Origin of the sequence: Vibrio sp. T3Y01, from assembly GCF_013114525.1 — a bacterium.
Taxonomy (GTDB): Bacteria; Pseudomonadota; Gammaproteobacteria; order Enterobacterales; family Vibrionaceae; genus Vibrio; species Vibrio chagasii_B.
The window spans coordinates 347,289-369,507 of sequence record NZ_VTXJ01000002.1; the positions used below are offsets into that span (position 1 = coordinate 347,289).

Consider the following 22,219-nt stretch of genomic DNA (forward strand, 5'->3'; position numbering starts at 1 on the left):
TGTGACGATTGCGGCCACACTAAGTGTTTGTATGGCTACACCATTTTTAGGGCGTGATGTCGAGTGAGTTGCTTGTGAAGCGAGTCTTTGAGCTCCATGCGCTCTACTTTTAGGTTGTGCATGCTGTCGTCATCAATTGGACTACCCGAGATCTCAAGCTGACGGATGTCGTAGTCGAGTTGATGGTATTTCTGCATGTCCGCTTTGAAGGTTTCGTCGTCGTGGTTGAGTTGAACAATGTCTAATTTTAGCTCTGGGAAATCTAAGATAAAGGCATGGTTTTCATTGAGCATTGGCACTTCCTCTTTCATCAAATTAACTTCAGTATAGAACCTATTTTTGAAGATAAATGTGTCCCTAAACACAAAGCGAGAGTAGGATCAAAAAAGGGCACTAACCTTCCATTGTGGATACGTTAATGCCCTTTGTTATTTCAGCAGAATCAAATATTACTGAGCTTTCTTACCAGAACGTTGTTGCTCTTTGTGTGCCAGTTTTTCTTTTTTGCGCTGTTCGATTAGGTGAGCAGCATCGCCACCTACGTGGGTTTCACCACGCGCATTTGATAGCTGTACTTGCTTTTCACGTTCACGGAAACGCGCTTTCTGCTCCTCAGAGTGCTTATCAAAACACTTAGGACAGCTTACGCCTTTCTCGAAATGCTCAGAGGCTTTGTCTTCTTCTGTGATTGGTAGACGACAAGCGTTACATACATCGTAGCCACTCTTTTCTAGCTGGTGGTTAACGGCAACACGACCATCAAACACGTAGCAATCGCCTTCCCACATGCTCTCTTCTTCTGGTACTTCTTCTAGGTACTTTAGAATGCCGCCTTCAAGGTGGTAAACCTCTTCAAAGCCTTGTTCTTTCATGTAGGCCGTTGATTTTTCACAACGAATACCACCAGTACAGAACATCGCGACTTTCTTGTGCTTCTTCGGGTCTAGGTTATCTTCAACGTATTGAGGGAATTCACGGAAAGTTTCCGTATTCGGGTTTACTGCGTTTTTGAATGTGCCGATATCTACTTCGTAGTCGTTACGAGTATCAACCAAGATCACATCTGGATCTGAGATAAGGTCATTCCATTCGTTTGGCTTAACGTAAGTACCAACAACATGGCGAGGGTCGATGCCTTCAACACCCATGGTTACGATCTCTTTCTTAAGCTTTACCTTGGTGCGGTTGAATGGTTGTTCGTCGTTGAACGACTCTTTGTAAACAACATCCGCTAAGCGAGTGTCTTGCTTGAACCATTGAAGAAGAGCGTCGATAGATTCGCGCTTACCAGCAACGGTACCATTGATACCTTCACTTGCGAGTAACAAAGTACCGCGAATGTTATTGGCTTCTAGAAGTTCAGTTAGCGGTAGACGAATTTCTTGGTAATCATCAAGTGCTACGAATTTATACAGAGCACATACAACATATTGAGACATGGTTTTTCCTTTCTGCGAGCTGGAACGTAAATCCAGAGCGGTTGCCTATTCTGATCATAGCTGGACATTGAAGCCTAGCTCGTCATGATGGCTTATTAAAATCCGCCGCAGTATAACTAAGGCGATGTAGGACAAAAACCAACCAATTGTAGGGCTATTTATCACCTGTTTTATTGTGGATTTACGGTTTGAGGAACGAAAAAGCCCTGCTGTACAAATACAGCAGGGCTTGTGTTGAATCTGTCTTACTTAATTAGCGACTACGCTTGGTTAAGTACTTCCGCTAAGCGCTTCACTGCTTCAGTCAGCTCTTCTGGATTAGCGTTAGTGAAGTTCAAGCGCAGTGCGGCTTTTGCTCCATCTGGCTTTGGATAGAATACTGGACTTGGTACAACGGCTACACCATTTGAAAGTAAGGTCTTAGCCAATTCAAAAGTATCGCACTCTGGAATCTCAACCCAAATGAACATCCCGCCGTCGACCGCTTTCAATACACAGTCAGCAGGCAGTTGTTTTTCTAGTTCTGAAAACAGCACTTCATAGCGAGACTTGTACAGTGAACGAATGCTTTCCATGTGTACGTTGAAGTCTTGGTGTTTTAGAAGGCCAAGCAGTAAGGCTTGCATAGGAACGCTTGAGTGTAAATCTGCGCCTTGCTTCACCTTGATCAGTGGCTCAAGGTAGCTGCGCTTGCCTGTTACCGCACCGATACGTAAACCAGGTGATGCAATCTTAGAGAATGAACGAAGAACGATAGAGTTATCAGGGCAGAAAGACGAAACCAACGGCAGCTCTGTGCCCGTGAAACGTAGCTCTCGGTATGGTGCATCTTCAATGAACGCGACGTTGTATTTGATACACAGCTCTGCCACTTTTTGGCGAGTCTCTGTTGTCCAACATACGCCCGTTGGGTTATGGAAATCTGGCACCGCGTAGAACATCTTTGGCGATTGCTCGGCAAAGCACGTTTCTAGTTCATCTAGGTTAGGGCCAAATTCGGTTTGAGACACAGTCACAATGTTTGCTTGAACCAAGCCAAACACTTGCATCGCACCTAAGTAGCTCGGCGCTTCCATCACAACTACATCATTGGGATCAACATATGCACGAGCAATCAAATCTAGACCTTGCTGAGAGCCTGTACAGATCATCGCAGTGTGAGTTTCTGGCAAGTGGTAGCTTTGCGTTAGATGGTCAAGCAATGGGCCGTAACCAGCCGTAGAGCCGTATTGGAAAACTTCAGGCATGTTCGCTAGATTTTCTAGCGTTGGCTTCATTAAATCGATTGGGAATGTTTTCTCATCCGGCAGACCACCGGCCAGTGAGATGACGTTTGGATCGCTTGCTGCAGCGAGGATCTCTCGAATATATGAAGATTGAATTTGTTGTAATGACTGTGCGATTTCCATGTGTTGTGTCTCGTCGTTTTCCGTTTTTATTCTATCGCTTGATATTACACGGCAATTGTAAAAACTAGCGTGTCCATTTATGCTCTTAAACATGTCCATTTATGCTATTTAAACGATGTCACGTCAACATATATCTCGAATCAATGATGTTCTGTTCCATATTCATCAAGACATCAGTCAGCCGTTGTCTGCCAAAGCGCTATCTGAGATTGCGGCTTACTCAGAGCAACATTTTCATCGCACGTTCAAAAGTGTGGTGGGGGAGTCGTTACATCAATACATTCGACGTACCCGAATGGAGTATGCCGCTAATCAGTTGATGTTCGATACCCGCTCGTCGGTGGTTGAGATAGCCAATAAATGTGGTTTCAGTTCGGTGTCTTCGTTTAGCCGGGCTTTTAAAGCGACCTTTAATATGTCTCCGGGCGAGTGGCGCAAGCACGATTTGCAGATCGCCGAAAAGCCTTATTTGAAAGATCCTGAAGTGGCGGCTGGTTATCAAAATGTCGCACAGCGCAAGCTACCCGAACCCAAAATAGTGGAAACACCTGAACGCATGGCAGCCTATGTTCGACACACTGGCTATAACCGTTCTATTCGCAATGCGTGGTTGATATTGAAAGCGTGGGCGAATTCAGAACAGCGTGATTTTTCGACCCAGTTTGGTTTGCACCATTCAAACCCTGCTTGGGTCGAAATGGACCAGTGTCGCTATGTGGCGTGTATCGCGATCAGTGAACCGATTAAGTACCGTTGCGTGGTTAATCAGATGGTGATTCCCGGTGGTTTGCATGCCGTGTTTCGACTCAATGGCCGTTATGGAGAGTTGCTACCACAGATCAGTATGGTATTAGAAAAATGGTTACCTACATCAGGTTTCAAGCAGCGTTCAACTCCCGCCTATGTGCATTATCATCAGAATCATTTCCTTAATAGTGATGAAGTGTTTGAACTTGATTTCTATCTTCCCGTGAGTTTTTACTAATCGATGGTTGTGCTGTTTTGTTGAACCAGACTTTGCTCTTTTGTTGGGACAAATTAGCACGACCAATAGCTGCCAACGATTCTATGCAGGTAGACGAAGATAGACACGCTTTGTTGATAATGTACTCCATTAAAAGATGACAACGTACGGATTAAACGATAGCATCACCTTCTTATTGCAAATAGTTCTTAATATCACCTGCTAGTAAACATGACTATTACTCACAAAGATTATCTGAAAATCGCTTTCCCTTTCATTATCTCTACGGTTACTCAGCCTCTGCTCGGTGCCGTGGATACTGCTCTGATTGGGCAACTTGGTATTGCTGAACTGATAGGTGGAGTCGCGATTGGCACCATCATCATGAATACCATGTATTGGTTGTTTGGTTTCTTTCGTGTCAGCACCACTGGGCAAAGTGCAATGGCGTTAGGCAAGGGAGAACGCTCGGAACTGGCAGGCAGCTTGATGCGCCCATTCGTGTTGTCTGGTTTGGTGGGGTTGATCTTTATCTTGATACAACCCCTGATCTGGCAAGGTGCGATGTGGGTGATAGAGCCTGAAGCTAACGTGGCTGATCAAGCGCACATCTACTTCAGTATTTTGATTTATGGCGCACCTTTTGTGCTACTCAACTACACCATTATTGGATGGTTGATGGGGCAGGCGAAAGCCAAAGAAGTCCTTTATACACAAGTGTTTGGCAACGTGCTGAACATTGTATTAGACGCGGTGTTTGTCCTGTATTTCGACTTAGGTGTTGCGGGTGTGGCATACGCAAGTTTGATTGCCCAAATCACCACCTTTGCGATTGGTATGACGCTGGTTATGAAGACCAGCAACATCTCGGTCTCTGAGTTCCTACAAGGCTCGAAGATGACCAAGAAAGACCTGTCGACAATCATCTCTTCGAATACTGACCTACTGTTACGTACAATTTGTATCTTAGTGTTCTTCAATATGATGGCACGTACCGGTTCTAAACTGGGTACCGATGTTCTTGCCGCTAATGCAATTTTGATGCAGGTAACTTTCATTGTTAGTTACATGTTTGATGGTATTGCTAACGCATCGAGTGTATTTGCGGGTAAAGCGGTGGGGCAGAAAAATGCGTCGGTGTTGGATCGTGTGCTAAGGCTTAACTTCCAATGGACCGCAGGTTTCATTGCTGCGCTGACGCTTTTAACTTTGATTTTCAAAGACATGATTGTTTTCTTGTTTACCGATATTCCAGCGCTGGTTGCCTTGTATCAAGAGATGGCCCCGTGGCTGATTGTGTTCCCGCTGGTGGCAGGCTTTGGCTTAACGGTTTACGGCATTTTTACTGGAACAGGAACCACACGTCCGGTTCGAGACTCTAGCATCGCGACTTTGTTGGTGTTCTTGGTTGTCCAAGCACTAGCTGTTGGTGCATGGGGTAATCATGGTTTGTGGCTAGCGTTTACTCTGTTCTACCTTGGGCGTATTGCCTTCCTGTACCCGTTCATCACTCAGGTTAAACAGAAGTGTTACCCGGCAAAAGAGGGTCTTAATGGGGCGACGAATTAACTCTATCTAAAGTCACTTCTAAAACTTTATGAAAGCGCTTGTTTATCTTTACACAGTAAATTTAGACGGCGCTTTTTTGTATCCGATGAATAGTTAAAATCGGTCAATCAAACAGCAAAAAACTGCGATACAGTTCAATGTTCTCTTTTCATCATGTCGGCCAAATGATAGGGTTGTTATGTTATAACATCTTATCTGTGAGTATTTTCGTGAACGCCCCACTTTTGTCTGTTGACCACCTAACGATCAAAACCTCTTCGAGAACCCTTTTCCAAGATATCCACTTCGATGTTTATCGCGGTGAGCTGTTGGCGATCATGGGACCTTCAGGCATTGGTAAGTCGATGCTTTCTCGCGCTATTGCGGGGTTTCTGCCAGAGGCTGTCGAAGTGGATGGTCATATTACTTTTGCTGGTGAGGCGGTATGTGGCTTACCAATGCTGCAAAGAACAGCAGCACAAAGGCCAGCGGTTATCTTCCAAGATGCCCTTCAAGCGCTTAATCCGCTCGTTTCCATTGAAGGTCAGCTCAGTTTGGCACTGACAGGGACTCGCACAAAACCTAAGCCAAAAGACAAAACCAAGATCAACGAACTGTTGGTGCAACTGGGTTTCCCAAATCCAGAAACTATTTTGCCGTTATACCCAAGCCAAATCTCTGGAGGACAACGTCAACGAGTGTGTATTGCGATTGGTTTGCTGAGTAACGCCGACATCATCATTGCCGATGAGCCCACCAGTGCGTTAGACCCGGTAACAGAGCAAGAGATACTTAAGCTGATTCGTGACAATGTTAAGCAGCGCCAGATTGGTGGCTTGCTTATTACTCATGATCTACACAGTGCGTTAGCGTGTGACAAGTTATTGGTGATCGATGATGGCGGCGTGGTGGCTTATGGAGCACCGAAACATGCGCTTGAATCGAGTTCTCACGCGTTCTGTTGTTCATTGAGAGATCTCATCGAATGAGCTCAGCCTTTCCACTAAATTCAGAAGTCTCGCCGTCAATGCCTGTGATTGATTCAGAAACACAAACACCGATTGAGATTAAGTTCGAGAATGTCGGAGTGCACTATTACTCCATTCCTCGTTGGTTAGGTGGCCAGGCGTTCAAAGCGCTACAGAACATCGACCTTAATGTTGAAGACAAAAGCCTAGCTATTGTTGGACGTTCTGGTGCGGGTAAATCTACGCTGATTGAACTGCTATTTGGACTGAAATCGCCGACCGTTGGTGATATCAGCTTGTTTGGTTATTCATTGCCAATTCGAGATAGCAAAGTGCAAGCGGCAGTATGTCGTCTTATCCAACTGGTGCCACAAGAGCCACACACTAGCCTCAACCCTTACTACACCGTTCGACAGATCTTAGCCGAGCCGTTGAGCAACCTTGATGTTTCTGGCAATCATGAAAGCATCATTGAAGAGACGCTATCGGACGTTGGCTTACCTGCGTCTTTGTTATCACTGAAACCCAATCAACTTTCTACAGGCCAAGCTCAACGTGTGGCGATTGCTCGGGCGCTTGTCGTTAGACCCGCAGTATTAGTTGCCGATGAGCCAACCAGCAGCCTAGATCCGGTGAATCGTCAGAGGCTACTCGACTTATTGAATTCATTGAAAAAGAAGCGTGATATGCGCCTAGTTTTGGTGACACATGATCTAGGGGCGGCAAAGGCACTTTGTGAAGAAATTCTGGTCCTCGACCATGGTGAAATGGTGGGGCTCGGATCGACCTATCAAGTGATGAGCATTCCTGCTCATCCAGCGACTCAGATGCTGATCGAATCTCAGCCTCTGTCGAAATCTACTTGTTAAACACAACCTTACTAATTAATAAAATACAGCTATAGAGAAAAATAACTATGCGTTTTAATTCAATCAAATTGGCTTGCGCACTTGCGCTAGCGCTGCCTTTGACAGGCTGTTTTGACTCTCAACCAGAGTCGAGCGAAGCTGCGGTCAAATCTGAAATCCGTGTCGCGATGATGCAGCCACCAAGAACGGGCCTATCGCCACTTTCTGATGATGCGTTTAAGTTATCGCGTTGGAGCACGGCTGAAACGCTAGTTAACCTGAGCCCAGCTTCAGAAGCTGAGCCAATGCTGGCTACGGACTGGCAACAGGTGGATCCACTGACGTGGCAATTCACGGTTCGCCAAGGTGTTAAATTCCACGATGGTTCGACATTAACCGCAGAGTCTGTTGTGAACTCACTACAGAAAGCTCTAGAAGCGGCACCTAAGCCACGCATCCTAGATGGTGTAGAGTTAGAAGTGAAAGCGATGGACAACTACCGCGTAGAGATCAAAACCAGCTTTGATGACCCTCTTTTACCAAGCCGTCTATCAAGCCCTCAGCTAGCGATTCTTGCAGCAAGCGCTTACCAAGAAGATGGTCGTGTAATCCCAACTGGCGCAGGTACGGGCCCGTTTGAGTTGACTGAAATTAACGGAACAACAAGTGCTAAGCTCCAGCGATTTGATGACTACTGGGGCGAAAAGGCGAGAATTGAATCTGTGATTGCAGAGTATGTTCCAAACGGCTTTGCGCGTGCTGCTGCTCTAAGAACAGGTACAGCAGACGTCGTTGAAGCGGTGCCAGTTTCACAAATCGCGACCATTGACTCTAACCTGCTTTATGAAGTGGCAATGCCTCGCACTAACACGCTTTACCTGAACAACAAATCGGGTGTATTTAGCGATATCAACCTACGTAAAGTCGCTGCTGCTGCGGTAGACCGTGAGCAAATCGTTAAGACCGTGTACGAAAATCACGCGGATATCGCGCAAGGTCTGTTAGGTCCTGCACTTGCTTGGGCTGAGCCGATTCGACCTGAAGGTCAGGCGGTAGACAAAACGTTAAAAGCAAACGGTGAAAGCATTGTTATCGGTACTTTTACTGATCGTGCTGAGCTTCCAGAAGTCGCTGCACTACTTAAACAGCAACTCGAAGCGGCTGGTTTTAAAGTTGAGCTGGATATCCGCGAATACGCTCAGATTGAAAACGATGCATTGTCTGGCAAGTTTGATGCGTTCATCCTTTCTCGTGCAACCGTTCTGGATTCTGGTGACCCAGTGGCTTACATGATGAGTGACTTTGGCTGTAAGGGTTCATTCAACCTTGGTCAGTTCTGCTCTCAAGAAGTAGACAAAGCATTGACTCACGCAGACCTGCAACCACTAGGTGCGCTGCGTCAGCAAGCGATCATTGAAGCTGAGCAAAAAATACTTAATGACGTCGCGGCTATTCCGCTGCTTCATGAGCGTGTGATTCAAGGTGAAAGCGAGCGTGTAAGCAATGTAGTTCGTGACCCAAGTGAGCGTCGCTTGGTTGACCAAACTACACAGGTCAAAAAAGCGACACAAGTTAACTCGGCAACACAGGTTAACTAAATAAATGCTATCTGCTGAGACTCTGCGTCGAACCTTATTTATCTTGACGCCTTGGCTATCAAGAATCGCTTCATTAATTGTGGTGGTGACTCTTGTTGGCTTGATGCCTGACATTGCCGGCATCGACCCAAGTCAATCCATTTTGCGAGCGAGAGCGGGGCAACAACACTTGCTTACGCCTGAAGCTTTAGCGGCGGTACGTGCTGATCTTCAGCTTGACCGTTCGGCAAGCGAGCGCCTGATCGACTGGATAGGAAGTGCCTTTTTTGGTGATCTAGGTAAATCTTGGATTGATGGTTCTTCGGTTGCATTAGGTATTCAAAAAACAGCGTCCACATCTCTGTTTTTGATGTCTAGTGCACTTGTTATGACTTTCGTACTGTGCGGTGCAGGTTTACTTGTTACCTTGCGTAGTTGGAAGAAAGGCAAATTAGGGCAGAGTTACAGCAGTTTAAGCACCGTATTAATATCCTTGCCAGAGTACGTGGTGGCTTCGGTATTAATACTGGTGTTCTCAATCTGGTTAGGCTGGCTACCACCGTATGGTTGGCAAGGCTGGCAAGATATCTGGCTACCGAGTTTAGCACTCGCACTGCCCGCTAGCGGCCTATTTAGTCGCCTACTCAGAGACAGTTTACAACGCGTTCTTAATGAACCTTGGGTGATCACTTGGCTCAGTGCCAACGTTCACTCTAATCAAATTATTCGCTTTGCGCTGAAAAGAGCGTTGAGCAGCCTGATCCCACAAATCGCGATGATTGTGATCGGCTTGACGGGTGGCGCGGTCGCAGTTGAGCTTATCTTCTCGATTCCGGGGATCGGGCGCATGATTCTTGGTGCTGCTAAGGCGCAAGATCTACCTATGCTGCAAGGCGGCTTATTAGTATTGCTGCTGTTTTCGATTGCAGTAAGCAGCATCAGCTTATTTGTTCAGCAGTTGATTCTGGGTCATAGCCTGAAAAGCGGCAAGCTAATTAGTAGTCACTCTTCGTTTCGCTTTACCCAGAGCCGCGCCAAGCGTGTCACTGCTTTTGCGATCTTCTCATTCCTAATTGCTATCGTGGTATGGGCGGTATTCCGAGACCCATACACCAGCCAGTTTGCACGTTTGGCATCACCGAGCTGGCAAGCACCTTTGGGGGCCGATGGCATTGGGAGAGACCTGTTAGCGAGAATCGGTTCTGGTATGGTCGAGACCTTCCAAGCGGGTATCTTGGCAACCTTCTTGAGCTTGGTGACGGGCATCATCATGGGCTTCAACACACGTTTTAGCCAAGGCCTTATCGAGATCACTAAGGGCATCCCTTACATCATTGCTGGCCTGTTGGTTGCGGGCTTAACTGGGATGAACCCGAACAGCGCATTAATCGCGATTGTACTGGTATCTTGGGCGCCATTAGCGGCGCACTGTTCAAGTTTAATTGTGGAAGCTAAGGCTCAGCCTTATACGCACCTCGCGCCATTGTGGGGTACTAGCAAGCTGAGCATCTTCCGCTTCTACTTGCTTCCTTATGTGTTACCGCCGCTACTAAGACACGCGTTGTTGAGGTTGCCAGTCATCACGCTAAGCCTGACATCACTGAGTTTCATCGGGTTAGGGGCAAAACCACCAACACCTGAATGGGGTTTAATGATTGCAGAGAACTTGCCATACATTGAGCGCGCGCCATTGGCTGTGATGGGACCAATTATTGGACTAATTCTGTTGGGTGCTGCCATCAACATGATGTTTGACGACTAACGAATCAGCAAGGGGCTTAAGTTTTCGGTTGGCTATTTATGTTGTAATCTTAGGTCTGCTTTTAGAACTGCTCGAAAGTTCAATAGACCCTAGTTAAGTGTAAAGGATTCAACATGTATCTCGTTTTGTATTGCCACAACATTGGTATGACTGATTTTTCTTTCTTTGAGACGGAAGACTTCGACAAAGAAGAGGGTTATATCGTGCGAGGAAAATGGCCGAACGAAAAAGCGTTTCGTGATTACTTGACCAAAGAATTTGGTGATATGAGTGCGTTCCGAGTGATCGACTTAATTGCCAAAGGTGCAGAAGCAGAACACTACTCGCCAGAAGAGTTGATGCGTTTAGCTCTCTAACTGTTAGCTCATTAGCACGTTTTAAATCGAATAAAGAAATGGCAGCCTGATTAGGCTGCCATTTTTCGTTTTAAGCTAGAGCTCGTCACTAGTAATGAGAGTGAAGCTACTGTGCAACTTCGTCCACCAAGTACAAGATTGATTGATATGGAATGCCACTGTGATGTGACAAACCGATCTCACAAGTTCGGCTGTTACTGAATCCACGAGTACAGTTGCTCGGTACTTGTTCCTTAAGTGGGTGCACCGCTGCTTCATTCAGTTCTGGCGTAGTGAAGCCTTTGTCACCCGCCCAGCCACAACATTGAATATGCTCTGGAACAATCACTTCTTCAGTACACGCTTTAGCAAGGTTTAACATCGCCCCTTCTAAGCCCATTCGGCGAGAGCTACAAGTGACATGCAGCATCACGGTCTCTTTAAGTGGTTCAAGCGTCAGGTGTTCTAGCAAGTATTGGTTCACAAATCCTGTCGGTTCTAGCACTTCTAACGGCTTAGTGAACTGCTCAATACTGCGTTTGGCACACGGGCTGGTGTCCATCAATACTGGGTATTCACCCTGACGACTCGCTTGCCACAACACTTCTTCGAGTTGTTGCGCTTTAGATTGGGCTAAATCGCTCATTCCTTTGCTGTCGTAAGGCATGCCACAACATTGGTCATCTAGCTTCTTCGGAAGAATAACCTCAAATCCGGCTTTGTTAAGTAAAGACATGGTCACTTCCGTTAGAGGACGTTGGTCGCCCGCATCACTCTGTTGCCCCATGGTTCGGCTAGCACACGACGGGAGGTAAACCACTTTCTTTGCGTCATTAGAAGTTTCGGCTGTCATTGGTGAAGCCGTGAGAGAGTAACTGTTGGACTGCGGCATCTCAGGCATCCAAACAGGCGTTACGCCTTTGGTCACTGAGCGCAGGCCATTGGTAAGCTTACCGACCGTGTTTGCCCCCAAGACCTTACTCGCTACTTGATTGGTTTTGAGGCCGGCTTTGGTCAGCTTCGTGGTGGTCGAGAAATGATCCGCTGTCCATTTGGCGATTGGTGTGAACTTCTCATACTTGGCAACACGAATCTTCTTCACCAAGTCACCCGTATTAATGCCTACTGGACAGCGTTCGGCACACAGACCTGTTGCCGCGCAGGTATCGATGCCTTGGTATTCGAAGGTTTTTTCTAGTTCGCTGGCTTCTATCTCTTCACCTGCTGCTCGTCGGCGTTGCAGTTCTCGGTACAGCACAATACGTTGGCGAGGTGACAAGGTCAGTGTGCGAGACGGGCAGACTGGCTCACAGAATCCACACTCAATACAGCGGTCGACAAGATCGTCGGCAGCTGGCATTGGCTTTAAGTCTGTGATGTGGGAGTTTGGGTTGTCGTTGATGATAACGCCAGGGTTGAGCAACCTTTCTGGGTCGAACAGCGCTTTGATCTGTTGCATCAAGGCGTAACCATCTTTGCCCCATTCCAACTCCACGTAAGGTGCCATGTTACGGCCTGTGCCGTGTTCCGCTTTCAGAGATCCTTGATATTTCACGGCGACAAGCTCGGCTACGTCATCCATGAAACCACCGTAACGGTCGATCTCTTCTTGGCTATCAAAACTTTGGGTAAACACAAAGTGCAGGTTGCCTTCCAGAGCGTGGCCAAAAATGATCGCCTCGCTGTAGTCGTATTTATCGAACAGCTCTTGCAGCTCTCGAATGCCATTTGCAAGATTTTCGACTGGGAAAGCAACATCTTCAATGATGACCGTCGTGCCGACTTCACGCACTGCGCCAACGGCCGGGAACATGCCTTTACGGATGCCCCACAGGGTAGCGACAGTCTTAGGATCGGACGTGAAAGGGACAGATTCGACAATCGTGTAATCAGCTAATGCATCCAAAATTGATTTACATTGTAAATCTAAGTCCTGCTGGGAGCTGGCGTGTGATTCCACCAAAATAGCTGCAGCTTCTAGATCTAGGCTTGGCATGAACGCAGGCATACCCGGTTTATCCGCGACAGAACGTAGCGCTCTACCGTCCATTAACTCAACAGCAGCAACCGGAGTTTTGGATAGCGTAGTCACAGCCTTACTGGCTTGCTCGATATCGGCAAACACCAACAGAGCAGAGGCTTTGTTCGGGTGTTCAATCACTGTGTTGTAAGTGATCTCAGCGATGAAGCCTAGCGTGCCCTCTGAACCGATCATCAGGTGTTTAATGATTTCGATTGGGTCGTGGTAATCGACTAATGCATTGAGTGCGTAGCCCGTGGTGTTTTTAAGGCGATACTTGTGGCGGATTCTGTCGGCGAGTTCTTGATTTGAGCTGGTTTGACGGTGTAATTCAGCAATACCATCAAACAGCGTTTTGTGTGACTGCTTGAATGATTCAACGCTAGCACTGTCTGCGGTATCGAGCAGGGTGCCATCGCTCAATACGACTTTCATGCTTTCGACCGTGCGATAGGAGTTCTGCGCAGTACCACAACACATGCCACTGGCGTTGTTCGCGGCAATACCACCAATCTTACAGGTGTTGATAGAGGCTGGGTCTGGGCCTATTTTACGTTGGAACGGGGCGAGGTATTTATTGGCATCAGCGCCAATCACACCGGGTTGAAGAATGATTTGATTGCCGTTATCGACAATCTCATGGCCGCGCCAGTCGTCAGTCAGAGTGATAAGTACTGAATCTGAAACCGCTTGTCCTGAAAGGCTGGTACCTGCCGCGCGAAAGGTAAAATGAATGCCCAGTTCACGACAGCTTTGAATCGTGAATATCACTTCCTCTAAGTTTTTAAGTCTTAGAACCATTTTCGGCACCAAGCGATAAAAACTCGCATCGGTGCCGTAAGCCAATCGCTTTGCCTCTTGCGTGACAATGCGTTCCGTTTCCATTTTTTGAGCCAGTATCGCCTCAAGCTGCTGATAAGCTTTAACGTCAATTACTCGCTCATGGGATGTGTTTGTCTCCATCTTTGCTTCCTTGTGCTTCTTATTTGGCACTGATCAGGGCGTGTTGATCTTTCGTGGTTAAATTTTGTTCGAGTCAAAAGCGTTTTAATCGCGGCGAGGGGGAAGTAGCCTAGTCACTCTAAGCAAATTCCTCTCAACAAAGAGTAAAACGCTTTTAGCTGAACCCTTCGGGCAGCGTTTGCTGACCATTTCTACTACGTTATCGGCTTCTCATGTAGGCTAGCTACACATCGACGCCTCTGCCTTGTATAAATACCCAGCAACTCGCTGCAAAAATCAGCTCGAAAGATCAACACGCCCTAGCTTTTTATTTTATTTTCCAGTGCTTAAACGGTGTCACAACGGCAGTGGAATTGCTGTGACACCGATTGAACTTCAGTCTAAGTAGACCCAAGCATTACAGTGAATCAACGGGCTTACTCTAACCCCACCAAAGATTCACGAGTTAAGTCTTTGATTGTCTTTGCGCCAGTTAATGTCATGGCAACGCGCATCTCTTTGTCGTAAAGGTCGAGTAGGTTCTCAACGCCGGCTTGTCCTTGAGCTGCTAATGCGTATACGAAAGAACGGCCAAGCAAGGTGCAGTCTGCGCCAAGTGCCATCATGCGAACCACATCTAAGCCCGTGCGAATGCCTGAATCGACCAGAATCTTGGTATCGCCTTTCACTGCATCAGCAATCGAAGGCAGTGCTTTAGCACTCGATAGAACACCATCAAGCTGACGACCACCGTGGTTTGAAACGACGATGCCGTCTGCGCCAAATCTCACTGCGTCTTTTGCATCCTCTTCGTCGAGAATGCCTTTTATGACCATTGGGCCGTCCCAGAAATCACGAATCCACTCTAGGTCTTTCCATGAAATCGACGGATCGAAGTTGTCACCTAACCAACCGATGTAGTCTTCCAGCTTGGTAGGAGAACCACGATAAGTAGAGATGTTGCCTAGGTCGTGTGGTTTACCCAGCAAGCCGACATCAACTGCCCAGCTAGGATGACGCATAGATTGGAATACGCGGCGTACTGCTGCATTTGGTCCACTCATTCCGGAATGCATGTCACGGTAGCGTGCCCCCGGTACGGGCATATCAACCGTGAAAACCAATGTGGTTACGCCTGCCGCTTTTGCACGCTCTAGTACGTTCTTCATGAAGCCACGATCTTTGAGAACGTAAAGCTGGAACCACATTGGACGTTCAATCTTAGGGGCTACTTCTTCAATCGGGCACACCGACACGGTCGACATGGTAAACGGAATGCCTTTGTTGTCTGCAGCTTTGGCGGCTTGTACTTCACCGCGTCTTGCGTACATACCCGTTAAACCAACAGGCGCCAGTGCGATTGGCATCGCAAGCTTCTCACCGAACAGCTCGGTTTCCAAATTTAGGTCCGACATGTCGTTGAGTACGCGTTGTTTTAGCGAAATCTCAGCAAGGTCAGCCGTGTTGCGGCGTAGGGTATGTTCTCCGTAAGAGCCACCATCAATGTAGTGGAAAAGAAACCGTGGTAATTTCGCTTTTGCTGCGGCGCGGTAATCAGTCGATGCGGATATGATCATAATTTCAGTCCTAAATTCTTGGGATGTTGCTCTTCTTTGAGAGCTTGGTTTGGGCTGCTTTAATTCGGGGAAAATGGCGTTAATACCCGTGGGTGTTGATGTGTTCTAGTATCCATCCCGGAACTCATCAACTGTCTTATTAGACGGTGTCGCTGTCGGGGAATTGAGTATTAACGCCAAGTGCTTTTGTAACGACTTATGGTCTACATAAGTGCGTCTGTCATATTGAAACCGTAGATAACCACTAGGCCGATGATGCCCGTCATCACCAAGTAATAGAACGTAGGGATAACGGTTTTACGTAGTGTTGCACCTTCACGTCCTAGTAGGCCTACCGTTGCCGAAGCGGCTACCACGTTGTGAATCGCAATCATGTTACCGGCTGCTGCACCAACGGCTTGTAGGGCAACGACGACTGCACTCGAGATAGTCAAGGTCTGCGCTACTTCGAATTGGAACTGGCTGAACATCATGTTGGAAACGGTGTTCGAACCTGCAATGAAGGCACCTAACGCTCCAACAGTGGCACTCAATGCTGGGAATGCGCTGCCAACTAGGTCAGCTGCAAAGTTGGCTGTTGTTACAGGCATACTCGCTAGGTCAGCTGCGTTCACACCAGAGTTGATGAAGATACGAACCATAGGGATGGTGAATACCAGTACGAAACCTGCACCAATCAGTGTTTTACTTGATTCACCGAATGCTTTCGCTAGTGGCGCTGCGCTGCGGCCTTGAATCAGAACAGCAACCAGCGCAACAAATACTAGGATACCGCCCGGCAGATAAAGAGGTTGAATCGCTGTGCTTACGCCAGTCTCACCAAGGATGTTGCTGAATGAAAGGCTAACGCTCTTCAGTAGGCCTTTGAACTCAGGGCTCACACGGCTAGCAACCAAGGTCACCGCTAGCAGCACGTATGGTGCCCATGCCATCGCCATGCTCATTTTCTTATGGCTTTGATTGTTGTCATCAAGGTCGATTTTCAGAGAACCTAACCATTCTGCTGGCCACTTGTCTTCGCTCTCGAAATCCCATTTTGATTTTGGAACGAGGAAGCCACGTTTTGCTGCAGTAACCACAATTGCTAGGCCGACTAGACCACCAATTAGAGATGGGAACTCAGCACCTAGGAAGACACCTGTTAGTGCGTAAGGGATGGTGAACGCTGCACCAGCAAACAGTGCGAACGGTAGAATGTCTAAACCTTCTGTCCAACTTTTGTTCTTACCGAAGAAGCGAGTCAGCATCATTGCCATTAGTACTGGCATCATCACACCCACAGAGGCGTGAATCAGTGCCACACTTGAGGTGATTTGTTGCAGGTAAGCGTCCCAAGTAGAACCGTGAGCAATCAGGCTTTCACCGATGTTGTGCGTGTCCAAACCTTTGTTCACACCAACGATGATAGGTGTACCTACCGCACCGAACGATACTGGTGTCGATTGGATCATCATGCCCATCAGTACCGCAGCAAGCGCAGGGAAGCCGATCGCAACCAGTAACGGTGCTGCAATAGCTGCAGGTGTGCCGAAGCCAGATGCGCCCTCAATGAAGGAGCCGAAACACCAAGCGATGATGATCGCCTGAACACGACGGTCAGCGGATATGTCCGTGAAGCCGTTACGGATGGTGGTGATAGCTCCGGTGTGTTTCAAAGTGTTTAATAAGAAGATGGCGCCGAACACAATCCAGAGAACCGACACGGTAATGCCGAAGCCTTGAAATACAGAAGCCAGCACGCGAGTGCCAGACATATCCCAAGCAAATAGGGCAATAGCAACGGTTAATGCAAATGCCACTGGCATCGCTTTTTTCGCAGGCCAGTTCAGGCCGACCAGCAGAATCGCTGCAACAACTATTGGTGAAAAGGCCAATAGAGCTAGTAGAGTTTCACTCATGGGTACTTCCTCGTACTGTTTTCAAACGTTCATGTTTGAAGTAGATAACACGTTATGGGTTGTCATTTTTGATTCGCTATTGGCCTCTAAGCGGGAACCATTTTGGTGCGAATCTTGTAATTGGAATGACTCTTTTGTAATTGTTTTGTTAATTTGGCGTGAATTTACCCCTTTATTTTTTATTGATATAGGGAAATAATGAAAATAATTAATTCCAAAATTGGCATAATCAGATGCGAGCAGATGATTTGATCCTGTTTTCACAGGTAGTAGAACTGGGCAGTTTCAGTAAGGTGGCAGAGCAAAATAACCTTACAAATTCGGTAGTTAGTAAAAGAATTGCACGCCTAGAGGAAGAAATTGGCGTGCAATTATTATATCGAACGACGCGTAAATTGACCCTGACTGAGGCGGGCAAGGCAATTTTGCACGGAGCCAAAAATGTGAAGCAGGCGACTCAAGAGGCTATGGACGCAGTTTCAGGCTTTGGTGAAAATGTCAGCGGTCATATCAAAATGTCAGTGCCTACTATCTCTGGAGATTTGATTCTGGCAGACGCCGTTGCTGAGTTTTGTAATATGCATCCAGGTTTAACAGTCGATATGTCACTGGACAATCGCTTTGTTGACTTAGTAGAAGATGGTTTGGACTTGGTGATTCGTACCGGTTACCTAGAAGACTCCAGCTTGATTGCGCGACACATATTGGATTCTCAATGGGTGGTGTGTGCCTCGCCCTCTTATATTGCCAAGAACGGTAAACCGATGCAGCCCAAAGACTTAGTGGAGCACAACTGCTTGCAATACGCCTATCAAACCACAGGGGCGAGTGAGTGGCAGTTTCTGCATAGCAAAGACGGTTGTACAGACAACGACAAATATATCGTGCGTGTTTCGGGCTCTTTCTCGACAGACAACGCGACAGCATTAAGAAAAGCCGCGCTGGGTGGACATGGCGTTGCGTACGTGCCGCGTTGTCTGGTTTATCACGATATTCGTAACGGTCAGCTGGTGGATATCTTCCCTGACTTAGTGGGTAAGAAGCTCGGTATTTATGCGGTGTACCCATTTACGCGCCAGCCGCCCAACAAGATTAAGTTATTGATTGAACACATCAGAACTCGTTATCTGACGATTTCACACTATTTTTAATAAGGATCACGATGAGCTATTTAAAAGAGTATCAATATCCAATCACCAATAAGCATATCGTCAGCGATGACTATTTTGGTCAGATAATCGAAGACCCATACCGCTGGTTAGAAGATGATAGAAGTGACCAAACTGCAGAGTGGGTAGCGAGCCAGAATGCAGTCACGTTCGATTACCTTGCTCAAATTCCCTATCGCGCAGAGCTGCGAGAGCGTTTGGCAAAAGCGCAAGACTACAAAAAGAGCTCGCAGCCGTTTGTCCGAGGCGACTACACCTACTTCTATAAGAATGATGGCTTGCAGAACCACAGCATTCTCTATCGTCAGAGAGAGGGACAGTCGGTTGAAGTATTCCTAGACCCGAACACTTTCTCGGAAGATGGCACGACGTCTCTGGGCTCGGTGTCGTTTTCGAAAGACTATAGCTTAGTGGCGTACAGTATTTCTGAGGGTGGCAGTGACTGGCGTAAGATCTTCGTGATTGAAACTGAGACTAAGCAGCAGCTCGAAACGGAAATTACCGACGCCAAATTTACTGGCATTTCTTGGTTAGGCAATCGCGGTTTTTACTACTCCAGTTACGATAAGCCTGACGGTAGTGAACTTTCAGCTCGTACAGAACAACACAAGCTGTACTTCCATGAGTTGGGCACAGAGCAAGCTAGCGACAAGGTGATCTTTGGCGAAAGCAACGATGAGCAACACCGCTATGTATCCGGCTACACCACCGAAGACGATCGATACTTGATCATCCTCGGCAAGGAGTCGACATCAGGTAATCGACTGTTCTATATCGATTTAAAATCATCAGAGCAGTCTTTGAACACACTGATTGATCATGTGGATAGCGATACGTATCTCATCGATAATCAAGGTGAGAACTTCATTCTATACACCAACCTTGATGCGCCGAATGGCAAGATCGTGAGCTTTGATAGCGGCACTGAGCAGTGGAGAGATATCATCTCAGAAAAGCCACAGCCATTAGACATCAGTACTGGCGGCGGATACTTGTTTGCCCACTACATGGTGGATGTGGTGTCGAAAATTGAGCAGCTGGATTACCAAGGCAACCTAGTTCGGGAAATCCATTTACCTGGGTTGGGAACGGCCAGTGGCTTAGGTGGTAAGAAAGAGCAAACTCAGCTTTATTACACCTTTACCAACTATGTTACGCCGCCAACCATTTTCTCTTTTGATATTGAGTCGGGCAGTTCAGAAGTTTATCAGCGCTCTGAGTCACCGTTTGAATCGGATAAGTTTGAGTCTAAACAGGTCTTTTATACCTCAAAAGATGGCACTCAGGTTCCGATGCTTATCTCTTATAAGAAGGGACTAAAACTGGACGGTAATAACCCAACCATGTTGTACGCCTATGGCGGCTTTAATGTCAGCCTAACGCCTTCTTTCTCGGGGACGGTGGGCAGTTGGTTAGAATTGGGTGGCGTGTACGCAGTTCCCAACCTGAGAGGCGGCGGTGAGTACGGTAAGGCGTGGCATAAAGCGGGTACTCAGCAGCAAAAGCAGAATGTGTTTGATGACTTCATTGCTGCTGCGGAGTTCTTAATCGCCGAGAACTATACCAGTAGTGACAAGTTGGCGATTCGTGGCGGCTCTAACGGTGGATTGCTGGTGGGTACGTGTATGACACAGAGGCCGGAGCTTTTCCAAGTGGCTCTACCTGCTGTTGGGGTGCTAGACATGCTGCGTTACCATACCTTTACGTCTGGCGAAGGCTGGGCGTACGACTATGGTACCTCCGCGCAAAGCAAAGAGATGTTTGAATACCTGCTTGGTTACTCTCCGGTTCATAACGTTGTGCGCGGTGTCGACTACCCAGCAACTTTGGTTACGACAGCGGATCATGATGACCGCGTGGTGCCAGCACACTCTTATAAGTTTATCGCAGAGCTGCAAGATAAGCATGAAGGTGGTGCGCCTGTGATGATTCGTATCGACGTAAATGCGGGTCATGGCGCCGGAATGCCACTGAGTAAAGCGATCGATCTCACTGCCGATATTTATGCGTTTACGCTGTTTAATATGGGCGTTGAATCTCTAGATTCGTTTTAGATAATGCTAGATTCTAGATAATTGAGTGTTTGACTCAGACTAAAAAGCCTCAAAATCGACCTTAGATTTTGAGGCTTTTCATATATATGAAAACTTATCAAAACTGCACCATATTTCCTTCATTTTTACATACATTTTTCCGTGATAGACCCCGCCATTATTGATGAAATGAAAGCGATTTCAAGCTGATATTTCACGCGTTTCCCGTCCTAAGTTTCTGATATTAAATTAATAGTTTTGGGTATGACTTTTCTAAAAGTTTCATGGCTCTCGACCTAATTTATCAGTGTGAACAGCGACCAACTTTTCAACGCTTTCATTGCTTAATATTTCCCTGTTCGATGAAAACTCAAAAAAATAATAGGGAATTACAATGCAAAAATTTAAGCTTTTGCCAATAACGGTCGCAGTGGCGGCTTCGCTTGCTTCACTCTCTTCTTTTGCTGCAGAAACGGATCTTGCTGCTCTCGAGCAACGAATCCAAGAGTTGGAATCTCAAGTTGGGGACATCAAGTATGTTGATGATCAGCAACAAGCGGTTCTAACTTCAGAAACAACTGTGCCAGACGGTATCGTCTTCTCTGGTTACGCTCGCTACGGCGCTCACTACAAAAGTGGTGATGAGCGTTATGTAGACATCGGTACAACAGGCCGCTCTGTTGGTCGTTTAGGTAACGAAGCGAATGGTGGTGAAGTTCAGTTAGCTAAGCTTTTCCAAGCTGACAACGGCGCTATCTGGGACATCGTATTCATGGCTGACCACTGGGAAGCAGACGCATGGGCTGATGACGGTGGCCTGAGCATGAAAAAAATGTACGCTGGTGTAACCAATGTATTTGAAAGCCAGCCTGAGCTTTACATGTGGGCTGGTCGTGACTTCCATCAACGTCCGCAACAAGGTTTGAACGATTACTTCTGGATGACACACGATGGTCAAGGTGCTGGTTTTAACAACCTAGATTTCGGCGGTGCCAAGCTAGACATGGGCTTCGTAGGCCAAGTGAAAGGCGGCCTAGTGAACGACAACGGTCGATACGCAATTACTTCTAAGTTGCACTCTATTAATGCGGGTATCGGCCAACTAGACCTATATGCGAACTATGGTTTTGCTTCAGATGAAGCAGACTCTGACGTAGCGGGTGCTCCAAAAGTCAGTGACGAAACGGCATACCTGGTAGGTGCAACCTTAGGCTTGGGTGAGTCTAACAAGTTGGTTGTTAAGTATGGTGACGGTGCGGATTCATCAGTATTTGACCTAAAAGGTGACTACCAAACTTTGTACGCAAGTGTTGAAGGTAGCTACGCAGCAACAGATAACTTCATCATCGATTACTTAGTGTCGTACAAAGACAACTCTGGTTCTGATCTAGACCGCGAGAACACGGAATACGCTGGTATCGTTCGTCCACAGTACCAATGGGATGATGTTCATTCTACATGGTTAGAAGCGGGCTACGGCATGGTTGATTACGATGACGACGGTGAAGAGAACGCATGGAAAGTAACGCTTTCTCAAAACGTTTCTCTAGGTGGCTTACCTTGGAGCCGTCCAATGCTTCGTTTCTACACAACTGTGGGTGATGTAGAAACCAAAGGCAACACAGTGAAGACAACGAATGTTGACACATTGTCGTTCGGCGCAATGTTTGAAGCTTGGTGGTAATCACCGATATAGAAAGAGCGGCTCTTTGAATTCGGCATATTTTCAA

16 protein-coding genes are annotated in these 22,219 nt (G+C 47.0%); 10 read left to right on the plus strand and 6 right to left on the minus strand.

The genetic code is table 11. The features are described from left to right. Positions 1-35: 35 nt before the first annotated feature. The 3 genes from F0232_RS04080 to F0232_RS04090 form a co-directional block, all read right to left on the minus strand. Positions 36-293, minus strand: coding sequence for a YdcH family protein (locus F0232_RS04080; protein ID WP_032498145.1), 258 nt, complete (start codon positions 291-293; stop codon positions 36-38). A 156-nt stretch (positions 294-449) separates the two neighbouring features. Next, on the minus strand, positions 450-1,439 hold the full coding sequence (locus F0232_RS04085; protein WP_061032941.1) for a rhodanese-related sulfurtransferase: 990 nt from the start codon (positions 1,437-1,439) through the stop codon (positions 450-452). Positions 1,440-1,699: 260 nt separating this feature from the next. Next, positions 1,700-2,848, minus strand: coding sequence for a PLP-dependent aminotransferase family protein (locus F0232_RS04090; protein ID WP_105058715.1), 1,149 nt, complete (start codon positions 2,846-2,848; stop codon positions 1,700-1,702). Positions 2,849-2,963: 115 nt separating this feature from the next. Between F0232_RS04090 and F0232_RS04095 the strand changes: the two genes are divergently transcribed. From F0232_RS04095 to F0232_RS04125, 7 genes are all read left to right on the plus strand, one after another. Next, entirely contained in the window at positions 2,964-3,833 is an 870-nt protein-coding gene (locus tag F0232_RS04095; protein ID WP_061032943.1) for a GyrI-like domain-containing protein, read from the plus strand. Positions 3,834-4,043: 210 nt separating this feature from the next. Beyond that, positions 4,044-5,381, plus strand: coding sequence for an MATE family efflux transporter (locus tag F0232_RS04100; RefSeq protein ID WP_105058716.1), 1,338 nt, complete (start codon positions 4,044-4,046; stop codon positions 5,379-5,381). A 209-nt stretch (positions 5,382-5,590) separates the two neighbouring features. Then, positions 5,591-6,349 (plus strand): ATP-binding cassette domain-containing protein, encoded by a 759-nt coding sequence (locus F0232_RS04105; protein ID WP_105058717.1) that lies wholly within the window; start codon positions 5,591-5,593, stop codon positions 6,347-6,349. Then, the gene (locus F0232_RS04110) at positions 6,346-7,197 is read left to right on the plus strand and encodes an ABC transporter ATP-binding protein (protein WP_171750701.1); all 852 of its coding nucleotides are present in this window, start codon (positions 6,346-6,348) and stop codon (positions 7,195-7,197) included. The genes F0232_RS04105 and F0232_RS04110 overlap by 4 nt, the downstream gene beginning before the upstream one ends. 47 nt (positions 7,198-7,244) lie before the next feature. Further along, on the plus strand, positions 7,245-8,774 hold the full coding sequence (locus tag F0232_RS04115) for an ABC transporter substrate-binding protein (protein ID WP_105058719.1): 1,530 nt from the start codon (positions 7,245-7,247) through the stop codon (positions 8,772-8,774). 4 nt (positions 8,775-8,778) lie between these two features. Continuing rightward, the gene (locus tag F0232_RS04120) at positions 8,779-10,515 is read left to right on the plus strand and encodes an ABC transporter permease subunit (protein WP_171750702.1); all 1,737 of its coding nucleotides are present in this window, start codon (positions 8,779-8,781) and stop codon (positions 10,513-10,515) included. Positions 10,516-10,628: 113 nt separating this feature from the next. After that, positions 10,629-10,871 carry a hypothetical protein gene (locus tag F0232_RS04125; RefSeq protein ID WP_171730362.1) on the plus strand — a complete coding sequence of 81 codons (243 nt, stop codon included), beginning with the start codon at positions 10,629-10,631 and terminating at the stop codon, positions 10,869-10,871. A 106-nt stretch (positions 10,872-10,977) separates the two neighbouring features. Here the strand turns inward: F0232_RS04125 and F0232_RS04130 are convergent, their stop codons facing one another. The 3 genes from F0232_RS04130 to F0232_RS04140 all read right to left on the minus strand — a co-directional run bounded on the left by F0232_RS04130 (position 10,978) and on the right by F0232_RS04140 (position 17,287). Further along, on the minus strand, positions 10,978-13,833 hold the full coding sequence (locus F0232_RS04130; protein ID WP_171750703.1) for an FAD-binding and (Fe-S)-binding domain-containing protein: 2,856 nt from the start codon (positions 13,831-13,833) through the stop codon (positions 10,978-10,980). Between the two features lie 416 nt (positions 13,834-14,249). After that, positions 14,250-15,389: an FMN-dependent L-lactate dehydrogenase LldD gene (gene lldD, locus F0232_RS04135; protein ID WP_171750704.1), complete on the minus strand. Its 1,140-nt coding sequence runs from the start codon at positions 15,387-15,389 to the stop codon at positions 14,250-14,252. Between the two features lie 203 nt (positions 15,390-15,592). Further along, positions 15,593-17,287, minus strand: coding sequence for an L-lactate permease (locus F0232_RS04140; RefSeq protein ID WP_171750705.1), 1,695 nt, complete (start codon positions 17,285-17,287; stop codon positions 15,593-15,595). 233 nt (positions 17,288-17,520) lie between these two features. On the opposite strand from F0232_RS04140, the gene F0232_RS04145 reads away from it, so the two are divergent. From F0232_RS04145 to F0232_RS04155, 3 genes are all read left to right on the plus strand, one after another. Then, positions 17,521-18,438, plus strand: coding sequence for a LysR family transcriptional regulator (locus tag F0232_RS04145; protein WP_128163337.1), 918 nt, complete (start codon positions 17,521-17,523; stop codon positions 18,436-18,438). Between the two features lie 11 nt (positions 18,439-18,449). Continuing rightward, a complete protein-coding gene (locus F0232_RS04150; RefSeq protein ID WP_171750706.1) occupies positions 18,450-20,510 on the plus strand; it encodes a prolyl oligopeptidase family protein in 2,061 nt (686 codons plus the stop codon). A 373-nt stretch (positions 20,511-20,883) separates the two neighbouring features. Then, positions 20,884-22,173, plus strand: a complete 1,290-nt coding sequence (locus tag F0232_RS04155) for a carbohydrate porin (protein WP_171730367.1) — start codon at positions 20,884-20,886, stop codon at positions 22,171-22,173. The last annotated feature ends 46 nt before the right edge of the window (positions 22,174-22,219 follow it).